Genomic DNA, 13,242 nt, shown 5'->3' on the forward strand with positions numbered 1-13,242 from the left:
AGCGCTTCTTTCACCGCACCATCGTCTTGCGGATGAGCTCGCGGCCGATTGGTTTCGCCGGCTCGTTCCGCAACACCAGCGACGTGGTCACCGCGCCATGGCGGGCGATGGAATCGACGATGGTTTCAAGGTCAGAGGGTGTCGGCACCAGAACCTTGAGCAGGAAACAATCCTCGCCGGTCAGCCGCAGGACTTCGATAATCTGCGGCATTTCCGAAAATTGTTTCAGGCAGGGGCGTATATGCTCATGGGTCGTCCGCAGCCGGACGACGGCCATCATGCCAAGTCCGACGGCGGCGGGATCGACGATGGCGCGGTAACCGGCAATGATGCCGCGCTCCTCAAGCCGCTTGAGACGTTCGGACGCGGCGGGCTGTGAAAGCCCTACCCGGCGGCCAAGTTCCGATACGGAAATCCGCCCATCACCTTGCAAAATTTCGATCATCGACAGATCGGTCGGATCCAGGTCCTTCTCGTAGCTTTCCATCTCGCACCTTGAATTTATCGGTTAGCGCAAGTTTTATGCGATGGATTGCAATGTCAACCGGCGATGCAGCGTGTCAACTTCCCTCCGTCAACACAGTAGGAGAGGAAAGACATGAGCGATATCATCGTCCTGCCCGGCCTTGGCGGCTCGGGGGAAGGTCACTGGCAAACCCTGTGGGAGCGACAGACCCCTGAGATGCGTCGCTTTCTGCCGGCAAGCTGGGACAGACCGGAATTGGCCGATTGGCTCGCCGCGCTCGACCGGGAGATCAGCGACTCTAAAACGCCGCCGGTCCTCGTCGTCCACAGCCTCGCCTGCCAGTTGGTGGCGCACTGGGCGGCATCCGCGCCGGCAAGAATCCTCGGTGCTTTCCTTGTTTCAGCGCCCGATCCCACGGGCGACGTCTATCTGACGGATGCTCCAAGCTTCGCCAATCCGCCGCGCCAAAGACTGCCGTTTCCCTCGCTTCTCATCGCGAGCACCAACGATCCCTTCGGCTCGTTCGCCTATGCGACGGAAAGCGCTGCAGTCTGGGGCAGCGAATTGATCAATGCCGGTGCGCTCGGCCACATCAATGCACATTCCGAAATCGGCGATTGGCCGAAAGGGCGGGCGCTGTTCGACCGTTTCCGCACCGAACTTGCTTAGGGATTATCGTCGAGAAGCGCTCTGAGCTTATAATGAATGGGCGCGGAGAGATAACGCGCCCGGTCCTCCGGGGACAAACGTCTGCCGAAGGTTGCCATCAATTCCGGCATGGTGACCTTGGCGCCGGCATAGGGAACATAGGCCACCGGCGTTCCGGCGGTGGCGGTGCCGTTTTTGATGACGCGGCAATAGATGCCGGGACGACCGGCTTGCGTATAGCGCTTGACGAATTTCGGATCGCCCATTTTCGCGGCGAAGGTCGCGCAGGGAATGCGGGCCGAGGTCACCTCCAGAACTAAATCGCCAGCTATGAATCTATCACCCACCGCGACCTCGCGGTTATCGAGCCCTTCGATGACGAGATTTTCGCCGAATGTACCGTATTCCAGCCTGCGCCCCAGCTCGTTCGACCACCAATCCAGCGTAAGCGAACCCTCGACATAGACGGCCTGATCGCGTCCGCCGTGATGTTCGCCATTGCAGACGGCGTCGCCGATGATACCCTCGGCGTCGATCATGACCGTACCCCCGACCGCATGCTTGTTGATGCCGGTCCTGTAGCTCTTGCCGGGAAGTTTTTCGGCAGCGCCGATGCAGACGGCCAGAATTTTCATAGGGCGATCATCCCTTCCGCGATTCCGTTCCGTCAGCATATGAGCTAAAAGCCTCCCATGGCAAAGCGAGTCACCGGCCCCGAAATCGAAAAACTCATCCAGCTCCTGGCAAAAGTGCCGGGCCTCGGCCCACGCTCGGCGCGGCGCGCCGCATTGCACCTGATCAAGAAGAAGGACCAGTTGCTCGGCCCCCTTTCCCATGCCATGGGCGACGCCTATGACAAGGTGAAGATCTGCTCGCGCTGCGGCAATGTCGATACCGTCGATCCCTGCACCGTCTGCACCGACGACCGGCGCGATCAGTCCGTCATCATCGTCGTCGAGGATGTCGCCGACCTCTGGGCGCTGGAGCGTGCCGGCGCGATGAATGCTGCCTATCATGTGCTTGGCGGCGTGCTATCGCCGCTCGACGGCATCGGGCCGGACGATCTTAATATTCGCGGGCTGATCGAACGCGTCAGCGAGGGCGGTGTGCGCGAGATCATCATCGCCGTCAATGCGACGGTCGAAGGGCAAACTACAGCACACTATATAACCGACCAGCTCTCCGGCCTTGAGGTGAAAATCACCCGCCTCGCCCACGGCGTCCCGGTCGGCGGCGAACTCGACTATCTCGACGAAGGCACGCTGACGGCGGCGCTGCGGGCGCGGACGGCGATTTGAAGGAAGGACGGAGTATGAGGAGAGTGCATACCCCCCTCTGTCACTTCGTGACATCTCCCCCACGAGGGGGGAGATCGGTAACCTGCGGCATCGACCTGCCTCAAACCAATGTTGTGCCCGCAGAAACCGAAGGACATCAGGCAAACGAAGGGTGCGGCAAACTCCCCACAATCTCCCCCCTTGTGGGGGAGATGTCCCGAAAGGGACCGAGGGAGGTATCGCAGGCGCGGCATATTCGAAACCTGCTCGCCTTGCTCTTCGTCTTCCTCCTCCCCCTCCCCGCCCTCGCCGCCTCAAAGGCCGATGTCGAAGCGCAGTTCCAGAGCTGGATCCAACAGAACCTCTGGCCGGAAGCGAAGAAGGACGGCGTATCCGAAAAGACCTTCAAGGCGGCTTTTTCCGGCGTGACGCTGAATTGGGATCTGCCGGATCTCGTACCACCGGGTTTTCCAAAGCCCAAGGAGCAGCCGCAGACGCAGGCGGAATTCTCCTCGCCCGCTCCCTATTTCAACGAGGCGCGGCTGCAGAGACTGGCGGCGACCGGGCGCAGCTTCGCTTCGCAATATGGTCCGACGCTGAAAAGGATCGAAAGGGTCTATGGCGTGCCCGGGCCGATCGTGCTGGCGATCTGGGGCCGGGAGACCGGCTTCGGAGCGGCGAAGCTGCCGAACTCGGCCGTCCAGGTGCTGGCGACCAAGGCCTTCATGTCGACGCGCAAGGAGATGTTCCGCACCGAACTCATCGCTGCACTCGGCATTCTCGAACATGGCGACGTCACGCCGGATCAGTTCATGGGCTCCTGGGCCGGCGCGCTCGGTCAGCCGCAGTTCATGCCGACCAGCTATCTGAAATACGCTGTTGATTTCGACGGCGACGGCCATCGCAACATCTGGACGTCGGTGCCGGATACGCTTGCTTCCATAGCCAACTATCTAGTCCAGAAGGGCTGGCAGCGCGGCCGCGGCTGGGGCTATGAAGTGACGATCCCGGAGAGCGTTTCCTGCGCGCAGGAAGGGCCGGATCTCGCCAATCCGATTTCACATTGGACCTCGCTCGGCATCGCCAGGATTTCCGGCAAGGCTTTTCCATCCGACGAGTTGCGCGCCAGCGGCATGATGCTGGTGCCGGCCGGCCGCGACGGGCCGGAATTCATCGTCACGCCGAATTTCTACGTCATCAAGGAATACAACAACTCCGATCTCTATGGCCTCTATATCGGCAATCTCGCCGATCGCATCGCTTATGGCTCCGGCGCCTTCCAGGGCCAATGGGGCGATGTCGGCAAGATGCTGCGCTCCGACGTCGCCGGCATGCAGATGACCTTGGAGCACAAGGGATACGATGTCGGAGGCACCGACGGATTGCCGGGCTACAAGACCCGGCGGTCGATCGGCCAATGGCAGGAAAAGAGCGGCCGCAAGCCCACCTGCTATCCCGACAGCTCGATGCTCGGCGTGCTGAAATAAGCGGAATTCGGCGGCAGACGCCACCAGGGGCAGCTTTCGCCGTTTACTGAGAGTTTTCGGCTCCTGCTCACTAGGGGGCTTTTCGCCCCAACTCGGACTGAAAGAACTGAAGCATTTCGCGATTGAAACTTTGCTGGAATGCAACACGGTCAAATTCCGGCAAGTCAGTGCAATAGTCGGGCGTTTTGGCCTTCGAGGCTGTGCTGCAAGGACGCAGGAACGCATAGTGCTTGGCGTTCTCTACTTCATGCGTCTGCAGGACATTCGGCATGTGGTCCTTGAGATAGCTCACATTGCTCGCGTAGGGAACGAATTCGTCGTTGCTGCCGCCCCATAGCTCAACAGGTGTTTTAATTGCCTCCAGCGACGTCGGATCGAATGTGAAGCTGAACCCTGGAGATGCCAGCACTGCCGCTTTGATGCGTGGATCATGGTGCCAAATTGAAGTCGGCATGGCTGCGGCCTTCGGACTGGAGAAGAACGTCGCAGCACCTTCCTTACAAATAGGCTCAGTCGGATCGGCGGCGCAATGTTGAGAAAATAGCGTCCAATTTGGCACGCCGCCGAGTTCAATCAGGCCAGTAAAACCACCCGCTGAAAAGCCGTAGAAGCCTACTTCAGACTTATCAAGGTGCTCGCGGTCGCTCCAAGTCTCCAGCACGTAGTCAAGAACCTGGCTGGTAATCACGGGGCGGCTCGTCATTTGTCGAAGGATTCGATCATTGCTGTCCCTGTAGTTGTCGCCGGGATGAGTCAGCGAGACAGCAACAAACCCTTGCTGAGCAAAGGCGAGCGCCATGTCGAATCGGTCCCCGAACCATCCGGCGCCGCCGTGCGAGAAAATCACCGTAGGCAAGCCGCTTCCATCTATGTCTCCGTTGAGGGCGACACTCTGGGCAACCATGCCAATGGTCGTGGACGCCGTTGTCGATCTGCTCGGATACCAAATGCCGATCTCGATTGGTCGGCCCGCATCATCAGGAATTGACAGATATTGAAAGCCGACGGCGAACGCTTGAGATGCGAACATGACTGCAACCACGGCTGCTACAATTCTTAAGAATACAGGTATGTCGTCCTCCAAGCATCCAGCTCGCACAATGCCGATTGATTTCACGCCGAGGAAGAGCGGTCCCAAACAACTCTTGTTTATCGAAATTCGCGAAGCAGACCGGCCAAGAGAGACGACCGCCATTGACCCAAAATTGCCGTCAATGATGCTTCTGAAAACTTGGTGACACTTGCTATAGAATTCCGCAAATAATCCGCAGAGCCGGCTTTGCGCGCGAAGACCTTGCAATTTGACGGGAACGGGCTTATATCAGCATCAAATTCTTGATCGTGTGATGAAGAGTGGGCCGCAAGGACCCGCTCTTTTTTATTAGCTCGATCTCCAAATGCATGGACAATGCAGGAGTGAACGCTTGTCGGAAGAGACAAACGCAGACAATGCCAATGAACCGCGGCTGATCGTCGAAACCGGTCTTGACCAGCGGATTGCCGCCATCATCGAGCCTGTGCTTGTGGGCATGGGCTTCCGTCTGGTGCGCGCGCGCCTTCTCAATCAGAACGGCCTGACATTGCAGATCATGACCGAGCGCAACGACGGCACCATGACCGTCGAGGATTGCGAAGAGGTCTCGACGGCGATTTCGCCGGTGCTGGATGTGGAAGATCCGATCGATAAAGCGTATCATCTGGAAGTGTCTTCGCCCGGCATCGATCGCCCGATGGTGCGCAAGTCGGATTTCAGCCGCTGGATCGGTCATCTCATCAAGTGCGAGACCTCGATCCTGGTGGATAATCGCAAGCGGTTCCGCGGCAAGATCGCCGATGTCAGCGCCGATGGTTTTACGATCGAGCGCGACCAGGTTGCCTACGGCGAGGAGCCGAAGGTGACCATTCCGTTCAGCACGCTGGCCGACGCCAAGCTGATCCTGACGGACGATCTCATCCGCGATGCACTGCGCGCCGACAAGCTGGCGAAAGCCGAGGCTGCGAACCAGAACGAAGCGGACGACGAAGAATAACCGATCAACGAACCGCCGTACGGGACGGGAACCCCCACGGCAGGAAGACGGAGACTAAAGACAATGGCAGTCAGTGCGAACCGGCTAGAACTTCTGCAGATCGCAGATGCAGTGGCGCGCGAAAAGGTCATCGACCGCGAGATCGTGCTTGCCGCAATGGCAGACGCGATCCAGAAGGCCGCGCGCTCGCGCTACGGCACGGAGTCGAACATCCGCGCCGACATCAACCCGAAGACCGGCGAAATCCGTCTGCAGCGCCTGCTCGAAGTTGTCGAAAAGGCCGAGGACTATTCCACGCAGATCCCGCTGGAGCTGGCCCGCGACCGCAACCCCGACGCCGCGCTTGGCGATTTCATCGCCGATCCGCTGCCGCCGATGGATTTCGGCCGCATCGCCGCCCAGTCCGCCAAGCAGGTCATCGTGCAGAAGGTGCGCGAAGCCGAGCGTGACCGCCAGTTCGACGAGTTCAAGGATCGCGTCGGCGAAATCGTCAACGGCACGGTTAAGCGCGTCGAGTACGGCAACGTCATCGTCGACCTCGGACGTGGCGAAGGCATCATCCGCCGCGACGAGATGATCCCGCGCGAAAACTTCCGCTATGGCGACCGTGTTCGCGCTTACGTCTACGACGTGCGCCGCGAACAGCGCGGCCCGCAGATCTTCCTGTCGCGCACCCATCCGCAGTTCATGGTCAAGCTCTTCACCATGGAAGTGCCTGAGATCTACGACGGCATCATCCAGGTGAAGTCGGTTGCCCGCGATCCAGGCTCGCGCGCCAAGATCGCCGTCATTTCGAACGACTCGTCGATCGATCCAGTCGGCGCCTGCGTCGGTATGCGCGGTTCGCGCGTCCAGGCCGTCGTCGGCGAACTGCAGGGCGAGAAGATCGACATCATTCCCTGGTCCAACGAACCGGCGAATTTCGTCGTCAACGCGCTGCAGCCGGCTGAGGTCGCCAAGGTCGTTCTTGATGAGGATGCCGAGCGTATCGAAGTTGTGGTTCCGGATGAACAGCTTTCGCTGGCAATCGGTCGCCGCGGCCAGAACGTCCGCCTTGCCTCGCAGCTCACCGGTTGGGATATCGACATCATGACGGAAGCCGAGGAATCGGAGCGCCGTCAGAAGGAATTCAACGAGCGCACCAATCTGTTCATGGATGCGCTCGACGTCGACGAAATGGTCGGTCAGGTTCTGGCCTCGGAAGGCTTTGCCGCCGTCGAGGAACTGGCCTATGTCGATCTCGACGAAATTTCGTCCATCGACGGTTTCGACGAAGAGACCGCCCAGGAAATCCAGGATCGCGCCCGCGAGTATCTGGAGCGCCTGGAAGCCGAAATGGACGAGAAGCGCAAGGCGCTCGGCGTTGCCGACGAGCTGCGCCAGATCAACGGCATGACCGCGCAGATGATGGTCGCCCTCGGCGAGGACGGCATCAAGACGATCGAGGACTTCGCCGGCTGCGCCGCTGACGATCTCGTCGGCTGGACCGAGCGCAAGAACGGCGAAACGAAGAAGTTCGAAGGCCTGTTCTCCAAGCTCGAAGTGTCGCGCGTCGAGGCCGAGCAGATGGTCGTGCAGGCCCGCCTGCTGGCCGGCTGGATCACCGAAGCCGACCTCGCCGCCGAGGCGGAAGAGGCAACGGAGGATGAGGCCGAGCAGGAAGCATGATGAGCACCGGGGGACCGGACGCATCGCCTGAAGACGACGATCTCAGCGGTGGCGACCTGAACGGCCGTATGTGCATTGTAACACACGAAAGCGGATCGCCGGACGAGCTGATCCGCTTCGTCGCCGCTCCGGACGGGACCGTGGTTCCCGATCTGAAGCGGCAACTGCCGGGACGCGGCTGCTGGGTCAAGCTCGACCGTGCGCTGGTGGACAAGGCAGTGGCGAAGAAAATGTTCTCCCGCGCCCTGAAGGCGGAGGTGACGGCACCGAGCGATCTCGGCGCCACCGTCGACCGGCTTCTTGCGGCGCAACTTGCCGGGATGATGCACATGGCACGCAAGGCGGGCCAGTTCGTCAGCGGCTCGTCGAAGGTCGATGGCGCCGTTCGCAACGGCTCGGCACTTGCCGTGTTCCATGCGATGGATGCCGCCGCCGACGGCGTTCGCAAGATCGACCAGGCACGCAAGGCCTGGCATCTTGGCATGGAGACGAAAGAGGAAATACCGTCATTCCGTGTCTTCACGGAGGCGGAAATGGAAGAACTGATGGGCCAGAACGCTTTTATCCATGCCGCAGCGCTTGCAGGGCAGGCAGGAGAGGGTGTAGTGAAGCGCGCAAACCTGCTCGAACGGTACCGCAACGGCGGTCAGTCCCGGGCAACGGGCGGCGCTGGCCGGCGAAAACAATGACGCGGTCACCGGTCGATACCGGACGCCTCATTAAGGTACATGCATTGAACGACAGGGTCTGACGGACGATTCCGTACCCTGTCCGAAGGAACGGGAACGGAATGACCGATAGTAAAGACGACAAGACGCTGAGTGTTTCGGGTAAGAAGACCCTCACCCTGAAGCCCTCAGGCGTGAACCAGGGGACCGTGCGCCAAGACATGGGCCGCGGTCGCACCAAGGCGGTCGTGGTCGAAACTCGCAAGCGTCGCCCGCTACGCCCTGAAGACGAAAAGCCGATGATCACTCCGACGGCGACGACGGCAGCCGCGACGGCATCCGTGACGCGCGTCGCGGAACCAACACCGCAGCCGCCGCGCCCGCCGCAGCCGGCTCCGCGCATTCATCAGCCGGGTGGTCAGCAGCAGCGGCCGCAGCAATCCAACCAGAATAACCAGCAGCGCCCGCAGCAGGACCGTTCGTCGCGGCCGGTGGTTCTCAACCATCTGTCGGCTGGCGAAATGGATGCGCGCCGCCGTGCGCTCGCCGAAGCCCAGGCACGCGACGCCGCCGATGCGGTCCGCCGCGCCGAGGAAGAGGTCCGCCGCCAGCAGGAAGAAGAAGCCCGCCGCATCGTCGAGCAGGCCGAAGCTGCACGTCGCGCTGAGGAAGAGGCTGCCCGCGCCGCCGAAGCCAAGGTTGAGGCGCCCACCCCGGTCGAAGCCAAGGTGGAAGCACCGAAGCCGACGGTTCAGCCGGCCGCAGCGCCGGTCGTTGCCCGTCGCCCGGACGCGGCTCCCCAGGCTGCACGCCCCGGCGCTCCCGCCACGGAAGCGCCAGCCAACCGCCGCCGTGTCAACCAGGAAGACGACGATCGCGGCCCGCCGCGTGGCGGCCCGGCACGCGGTAAACTCGTACGCCCCGAGCCGGCAAAGCCTGTCACCACACGCCCGAAGACGGACGAAGAACGCCGCCGCGGCAAGCTGACGGTGACGACGGCCGACGTCGAGGAAGACGGCAGCGCCCGCGGCCGTTCGCTTTCGGCCATGCGCCGCCGCCAGGAGAAATTCCGCCGCAGCCAGATGCAGGAAACGCGCGAGAAGATTTCGCGCGAAGTCGTGCTGCCCGAAACCATCACCATCCAGGAACTGTCGCAGCGCATGTCCGAACGCGCCGTCGACGTCATTAAGTTCCTGATGAAGGAAGGCCAGATGATGAAGCCGGGCGACGTCATCGACGCCGATCTGGCCGAACTCATTGCCGGCGAATTCGGCCATACCGTCAAGCGCGTTTCGGAATCCGATATTGAACAGGGCATCTTCAACGTTGTCGACGAGGAAGGCGAACTGGTTTCGCGTCCGCCCGTCGTCACCATCATGGGTCACGTCGACCACGGCAAGACCTCGTTGCTCGATGCTATCCGCCACGCCAATGTAGTGGCCGGCGAAGCCGGTGGCATCACGCAGCATATCGGCGCCTATCAGGTCGAGCAGAACGGCCAGAAGATCACCTTCATCGACACCCCCGGCCACGCTGCCTTCACGGCGATGCGTGCTCGCGGCGCTCAAGCGACCGACATCGCCATCCTGGTGGTTGCGGCTGACGACAGCGTGATGCCGCAGACGATCGAATCGATCAACCACGCCAAGGCGGCCGGTGTTCCGATCATCGTGGCGATCAACAAGATCGATAAGCATGAAGCCAATCCGCAGAAGGTCCGCACGGAACTGCTGCAGTACGAGGTGTTCGTCGAATCCATGGGCGGTGAAGTGCTCGACGTGGAAGTTTCCGCGAAGAACCGCACCAACCTCGACAAGCTGCTCGAAGCCATCCTGTTGCAGTCGGAAATCCTTGACCTCAAGGCTAATCCGAACCGCACGGCAGAAGGCACTGTTATCGAAGCCCAGCTCGATCGTGGTCGTGGCTCCGTCGCCACCGTCCTCGTTCAGAAGGGCACGTTGCGTCCGGGTCAGATTGTCGTTGCCGGCGACCAGTGGGGCCGTGTGCGCGCGCTGATCAACGACAAGGGCGAGCATGTGAAGGAAGCGACGCCGGCGACGCCGGTCGAGGTTCTCGGTCTGTCGGGCACGCCGGCGGCGGGCGACAAGTTCGCTGTCGTCGAAAGCGAAAGCCGCGCCCGCGAGATTTCCGAATATCGTCAGCGTCTGGCCCGCGACAAGGCCGCTGCCCGCCAATCCGGCCAGCGCGGTTCGCTTGAACAGATGATGACCCAGCTACAGAGCGTCGGCGTGAAGGAATTCCCGCTGGTGATCAAGGGCGACGTGCAGGGCTCGATTGAAGCCATTGCCGGCGCGCTCGACAAGCTCGGTACCGACGAAGTCCGTGCTCGCATCGTCCATTCGGGCGCAGGCGGCATTACCGAGTCGGATGTTTCGCTGGCGGAAGCCTCGAATGCAGCCATCATCGGCTTCAACGTCCGCGCCAACGCTCAGGCACGTCAGTTCGCCGAGCGCGAAGGCATCGAAATCCGCTACTACAACATCATCTACGACCTGGTGGATGACGTGAAGGCGGCGATGTCGGGCCTGCTGTCTCCGGAGCGTCGCGAGACCTTCCTCGGCAACGCCGAAATCCTCGAGGTGTTCAACATCACGAAGGTCGGCAAGGTCGCGGGTTGCCGCGTCACCGAAGGCAAGGTCGAGCGCGGCGTCGGTGTTCGTCTGGTGCGCGACAACGTCGTCATCCACGAAGGCAAGCTCAAGACGCTCAAGCGCTTCAAGGACGAAGTCTCCGAAGTCAATGTCGGCCAGGAATGCGGTATGGCCTTCGAGAACTACGAAGACATTCGCGCCGGCGACACGATCGAGTGCTTCCGTGTCGAGCACATCACCCGCACGCTGTAAGGCAGGATAGATTGAAACATTGGGACGGGCGCCGGAACATCCAGTCCGGCGCCCGAACCTTTTGGGACCAAGACAAATGGCAACAAGACCAACTTCTTCCGCGCCTTCGCAGCGCATGCTTCGCGTCGGCGAGCAGGTGCGCGCTGCGATCACGCAAGTTCTGCAGCGCGGCGAAGTGCGCGACGACCTGATCGAGCGCACCGTGATCTCCATTTCCGAGGTGCGCATGTCGCCGGATCTGAAGATCGCCACCGCCTATGTGACGCCGCTCGGCGTCGCCGATCATCAGACCGTCATCGAAACGCTCAATCGCCACGCGAAATACATCCGCGGCCGCCTCGGCCCGCAGCTTCGGCAGATGAAGTACATGCCGGAAGTTCGCTTCCGTGACGATACGAGCTTCGACAATTACAAGAAGATCGACGCTCTGCTGCGCTCGCCGGAGGTCCAGCGCGATCTCGATGACGGCGATACCGATACTGACAAAGATTGATAAACAGAGACAGAGAATGTCCAAACCACGCAAGCCCAAGGGCCGTCCGATCTCGGGCTGGCTCATCCTCGACAAGCCGATCGATTTCGGCTCGACAGAGGCCGTTTCCAAGATCAAGTGGCTGTTCAAGGCGCAGAAGGCGGGCCACGCCGGCACGCTCGATCCGCTTGCCTCCGGCATGCTGCCGATCGCGCTTGGCGACGCCACTAAAACCGTTCCTTACGTCATGGACGGCCGGAAGATCTATGAATTCACCGTCACCTGGGGCGAGGAACGCGCTACGGACGACCTCGAAGGCGAGGTGACCGAGACTTCCGACAAGCGTCCGCGCGAAGAAGATATTCGCGCGCTGCTGCCGAAATATACCGGCGTCATCCAGCAGATCCCGCCGCAGTTTTCCGCGATCAAGATCGCCGGCGAGCGCGCCTATGATCTTGCCCGCGATGGCGAAACGGTTGAAATTCCGTCGCGCGAGGTGGAAATTTTCCGCCTGACGCTGCTCGCCTGCCCCGACGCCAATACGGCGCATTTCGAAGTGGAATGCGGCAAGGGCACCTATGTCCGGGCGCTCGCTCGCGATTTCGGCCGCGATCTCGGCTGCTGCGGTCATATTTCCGGTCTGCGCCGCAGCTTCGTCGCTCCCTTCGCCGAGGAGACGATGGTGCCGCTTGCCGATCTCGTCGCACTTGAGGCAATCGAGGATATGGACGACCGACTCGCCGCCCTCGACGCTCTGCTGATCGATACGGCGGAAGCGCTGTCGGCACTGCCGCATCTCGTCATCAATGACGACCAGGCGCATCGGCTGAAGATGGGCAACCCCATTCTCGTGCGCGGGCGCGATGCGCCGGTTGCCGAGAGCGAGGCCTATGCCACGGCGCGCGGCAAGCTGATCGCCATCGGCGAGATCGGCCAGGGCGAATTCCGGCCGAAGCGGGTTTTTGGGTGAGTTTTCCCTTCTCCCCGCTGGGGCGAAGGTGCCCGAAGGGCGGATGAGGGGGAGCTGCCGGAAACCGACCGACCCTTACGGTGCATTGCCCCCTCAACCCGGGCTTCGCCCGACCTTCTCCCCGCTGGGGCGAAGGTAAAACTGAGTCTCTTCCCTTTGCAGCCCAAATAGTCTATAGGCAGCGCCAGCATCGGGCCCGCCCGATTGCATTCGCGGCCAATGCTGGACGACATCCCGGCGTTTGGCGACTTTAATCTCCTCTCATAGAAAGGACCATCCGATGTCGATTACTGCTGAGCGCAAGGCTGCGCTGATCAAGGAATACGCTACCGCCGAAGGCGACACCGGTTCGCCGGAAGTCCAGGTTGCGATCCTGACCGAGCGCATCAACAACCTCACGGACCACTTCAAGGACCACAAGAAGGACAATCACTCCCGCCGTGGCCTCCTGACGATGGTTTCCAGCCGGCGCTCGCTTCTTGACTACCTCAAGAAGAAGGACGAAGGCCGTTATACCAAGCTGATCTCCAGCCTCGGTATCCGTCGCTAATCAATTTTCCGGCGGGCGTTCGCGTGAACGTCCGCCGGATGCTTATGAAGGGTTTGAAGCCCGCCAAACGTGTTCCGTCGCGCCTTCCGCTTGCGCGATGTGAGACGACCGGCAGGCCGGATGGGCCGGTTCTGCCAACACC

General features: G+C 61.3%; 13 protein-coding genes. 10 read left to right on the plus strand and 3 right to left on the minus strand.

Annotated features, from left to right (window positions below):
- Positions 1 to 10: 10 nt before the first annotated feature.
- On the minus strand, positions 11 to 487 hold the full coding sequence (locus tag K290_RS0126455; RefSeq protein ID WP_028754650.1) for an Lrp/AsnC family transcriptional regulator: 477 nt from the start codon (positions 485 to 487) through the stop codon (positions 11 to 13).
- A 111-nt stretch (positions 488 to 598) separates the two neighbouring features.
- On the opposite strand from K290_RS0126455, the gene K290_RS0126460 reads away from it, so the two are divergent.
- Positions 599 to 1,135 (plus strand): RBBP9/YdeN family alpha/beta hydrolase, encoded by a 537-nt coding sequence (locus tag K290_RS0126460; RefSeq protein ID WP_028754651.1) that lies wholly within the window; start codon positions 599 to 601, stop codon positions 1,133 to 1,135.
- Here the strand turns inward: K290_RS0126460 and K290_RS0126465 are convergent.
- Positions 1,132 to 1,749: an MOSC domain-containing protein gene (locus tag K290_RS0126465; RefSeq protein WP_028754652.1), complete on the minus strand. Its 618-nt coding sequence runs from the start codon at positions 1,747 to 1,749 to the stop codon at positions 1,132 to 1,134. The genes K290_RS0126460 and K290_RS0126465 overlap by 4 nt on opposite strands.
- 57 nt (positions 1,750 to 1,806) lie before the next feature.
- Between K290_RS0126465 and recR the strand changes: the two genes are divergently transcribed.
- On the plus strand, positions 1,807 to 2,412 hold the full coding sequence (recR, locus tag K290_RS0126470) for a recombination mediator RecR (protein WP_028754653.1): 606 nt from the start codon (positions 1,807 to 1,809) through the stop codon (positions 2,410 to 2,412).
- Between the two features lie 191 nt (positions 2,413 to 2,603).
- Positions 2,604 to 3,878, plus strand: coding sequence for a lytic murein transglycosylase (locus tag K290_RS0126475; RefSeq protein ID WP_051264225.1), 1,275 nt, complete (start codon positions 2,604 to 2,606; stop codon positions 3,876 to 3,878).
- Positions 3,879 to 3,948: 70 nt separating this feature from the next.
- On the opposite strand, the gene K290_RS0126480 is transcribed toward K290_RS0126475, so the two are convergent.
- Positions 3,949 to 4,908, minus strand: a complete 960-nt coding sequence (locus K290_RS0126480) for an alpha/beta hydrolase family protein (protein WP_154668672.1) — start codon at positions 4,906 to 4,908, stop codon at positions 3,949 to 3,951.
- 394 nt (positions 4,909 to 5,302) lie between these two features.
- Here K290_RS0126480 and rimP point away from each other — a divergent pair, with 394 nt between their 5' ends.
- The 7 genes from rimP to rpsO all read left to right on the plus strand — a co-directional run bounded on the left by rimP (position 5,303) and on the right by rpsO (position 13,100).
- On the plus strand, positions 5,303 to 5,908 hold the full coding sequence (gene rimP / locus K290_RS0126485; RefSeq protein WP_028754656.1) for a ribosome maturation factor RimP: 606 nt from the start codon (positions 5,303 to 5,305) through the stop codon (positions 5,906 to 5,908).
- Positions 5,909 to 5,971: 63 nt separating this feature from the next.
- On the plus strand, positions 5,972 to 7,576 hold the full coding sequence (nusA, locus tag K290_RS0126490) for a transcription termination factor NusA (RefSeq protein WP_028754657.1): 1,605 nt from the start codon (positions 5,972 to 5,974) through the stop codon (positions 7,574 to 7,576).
- A complete protein-coding gene (locus tag K290_RS0126495) occupies positions 7,573 to 8,265 on the plus strand; it encodes an RNA-binding protein (RefSeq protein WP_028754658.1) in 693 nt (230 codons plus the stop codon). The genes nusA and K290_RS0126495 overlap by 4 nt, the downstream gene beginning before the upstream one ends.
- 101 nt (positions 8,266 to 8,366) lie before the next feature.
- A complete protein-coding gene (infB, locus tag K290_RS0126500; RefSeq protein WP_028754659.1) occupies positions 8,367 to 11,108 on the plus strand; it encodes a translation initiation factor IF-2 in 2,742 nt (913 codons plus the stop codon).
- A 76-nt stretch (positions 11,109 to 11,184) separates the two neighbouring features.
- The gene (gene rbfA, locus K290_RS0126505) at positions 11,185 to 11,601 is read left to right on the plus strand and encodes a 30S ribosome-binding factor RbfA (protein ID WP_028754660.1); all 417 of its coding nucleotides are present in this window, start codon (positions 11,185 to 11,187) and stop codon (positions 11,599 to 11,601) included.
- 16 nt (positions 11,602 to 11,617) lie between these two features.
- Positions 11,618 to 12,550 carry a tRNA pseudouridine(55) synthase TruB gene (gene truB / locus K290_RS0126510; RefSeq protein WP_028754661.1) on the plus strand — a complete coding sequence of 311 codons (933 nt, stop codon included), beginning with the start codon at positions 11,618 to 11,620 and terminating at the stop codon, positions 12,548 to 12,550.
- A 280-nt stretch (positions 12,551 to 12,830) separates the two neighbouring features.
- Positions 12,831 to 13,100, plus strand: coding sequence for a 30S ribosomal protein S15 (gene rpsO / locus K290_RS0126515; protein ID WP_028754662.1), 270 nt, complete (start codon positions 12,831 to 12,833; stop codon positions 13,098 to 13,100).
- Positions 13,101 to 13,242: the final 142 nt, after the last annotated feature.

The organism is Rhizobium leucaenae USDA 9039 (assembly GCF_000426285.1).
Classification (GTDB): Bacteria; Pseudomonadota; Alphaproteobacteria; order Rhizobiales; family Rhizobiaceae; genus Rhizobium; species Rhizobium leucaenae.

Excerpts from the sequence above, each read along its gene's own strand:
- K290_RS0126455 (WP_028754650.1), bottom strand. The coding sequence starts at position 487 with ATGGAAAGCTACGAGAAGGACCTGGATCCGACCGATCTGTCGATGATC.
- K290_RS0126460 (WP_028754651.1), top strand. The coding sequence starts at position 599 with ATGAGCGATATCATCGTCCTGCCCGGCCTTGGCGGCTCGGGGGAAGGT.
- K290_RS0126465 (WP_028754652.1), bottom strand. The coding sequence starts at position 1,749 with ATGAAAATTCTGGCCGTCTGCATCGGCGCTGCCGAAAAACTTCCCGGC.
- recR (WP_028754653.1), top strand. The coding sequence starts at position 1,807 with ATGGCAAAGCGAGTCACCGGCCCCGAAATCGAAAAACTCATCCAGCTC.
- K290_RS0126475 (WP_051264225.1), top strand. The coding sequence starts at position 2,604 with ATGTCCCGAAAGGGACCGAGGGAGGTATCGCAGGCGCGGCATATTCGA.
- K290_RS0126480 (WP_154668672.1), bottom strand. The coding sequence starts at position 4,908 with ATGTTCGCATCTCAAGCGTTCGCCGTCGGCTTTCAATATCTGTCAATT.
- nusA (WP_028754657.1), top strand. The coding sequence starts at position 5,972 with ATGGCAGTCAGTGCGAACCGGCTAGAACTTCTGCAGATCGCAGATGCA.
- K290_RS0126495 (WP_028754658.1), top strand. The coding sequence starts at position 7,573 with ATGATGAGCACCGGGGGACCGGACGCATCGCCTGAAGACGACGATCTC.
- infB (WP_028754659.1), top strand. The coding sequence starts at position 8,367 with ATGACCGATAGTAAAGACGACAAGACGCTGAGTGTTTCGGGTAAGAAG.
- rbfA (WP_028754660.1), top strand. The coding sequence starts at position 11,185 with ATGGCAACAAGACCAACTTCTTCCGCGCCTTCGCAGCGCATGCTTCGC.
- truB (WP_028754661.1), top strand. The coding sequence starts at position 11,618 with ATGTCCAAACCACGCAAGCCCAAGGGCCGTCCGATCTCGGGCTGGCTC.
- rpsO (WP_028754662.1), top strand. The coding sequence starts at position 12,831 with ATGTCGATTACTGCTGAGCGCAAGGCTGCGCTGATCAAGGAATACGCT.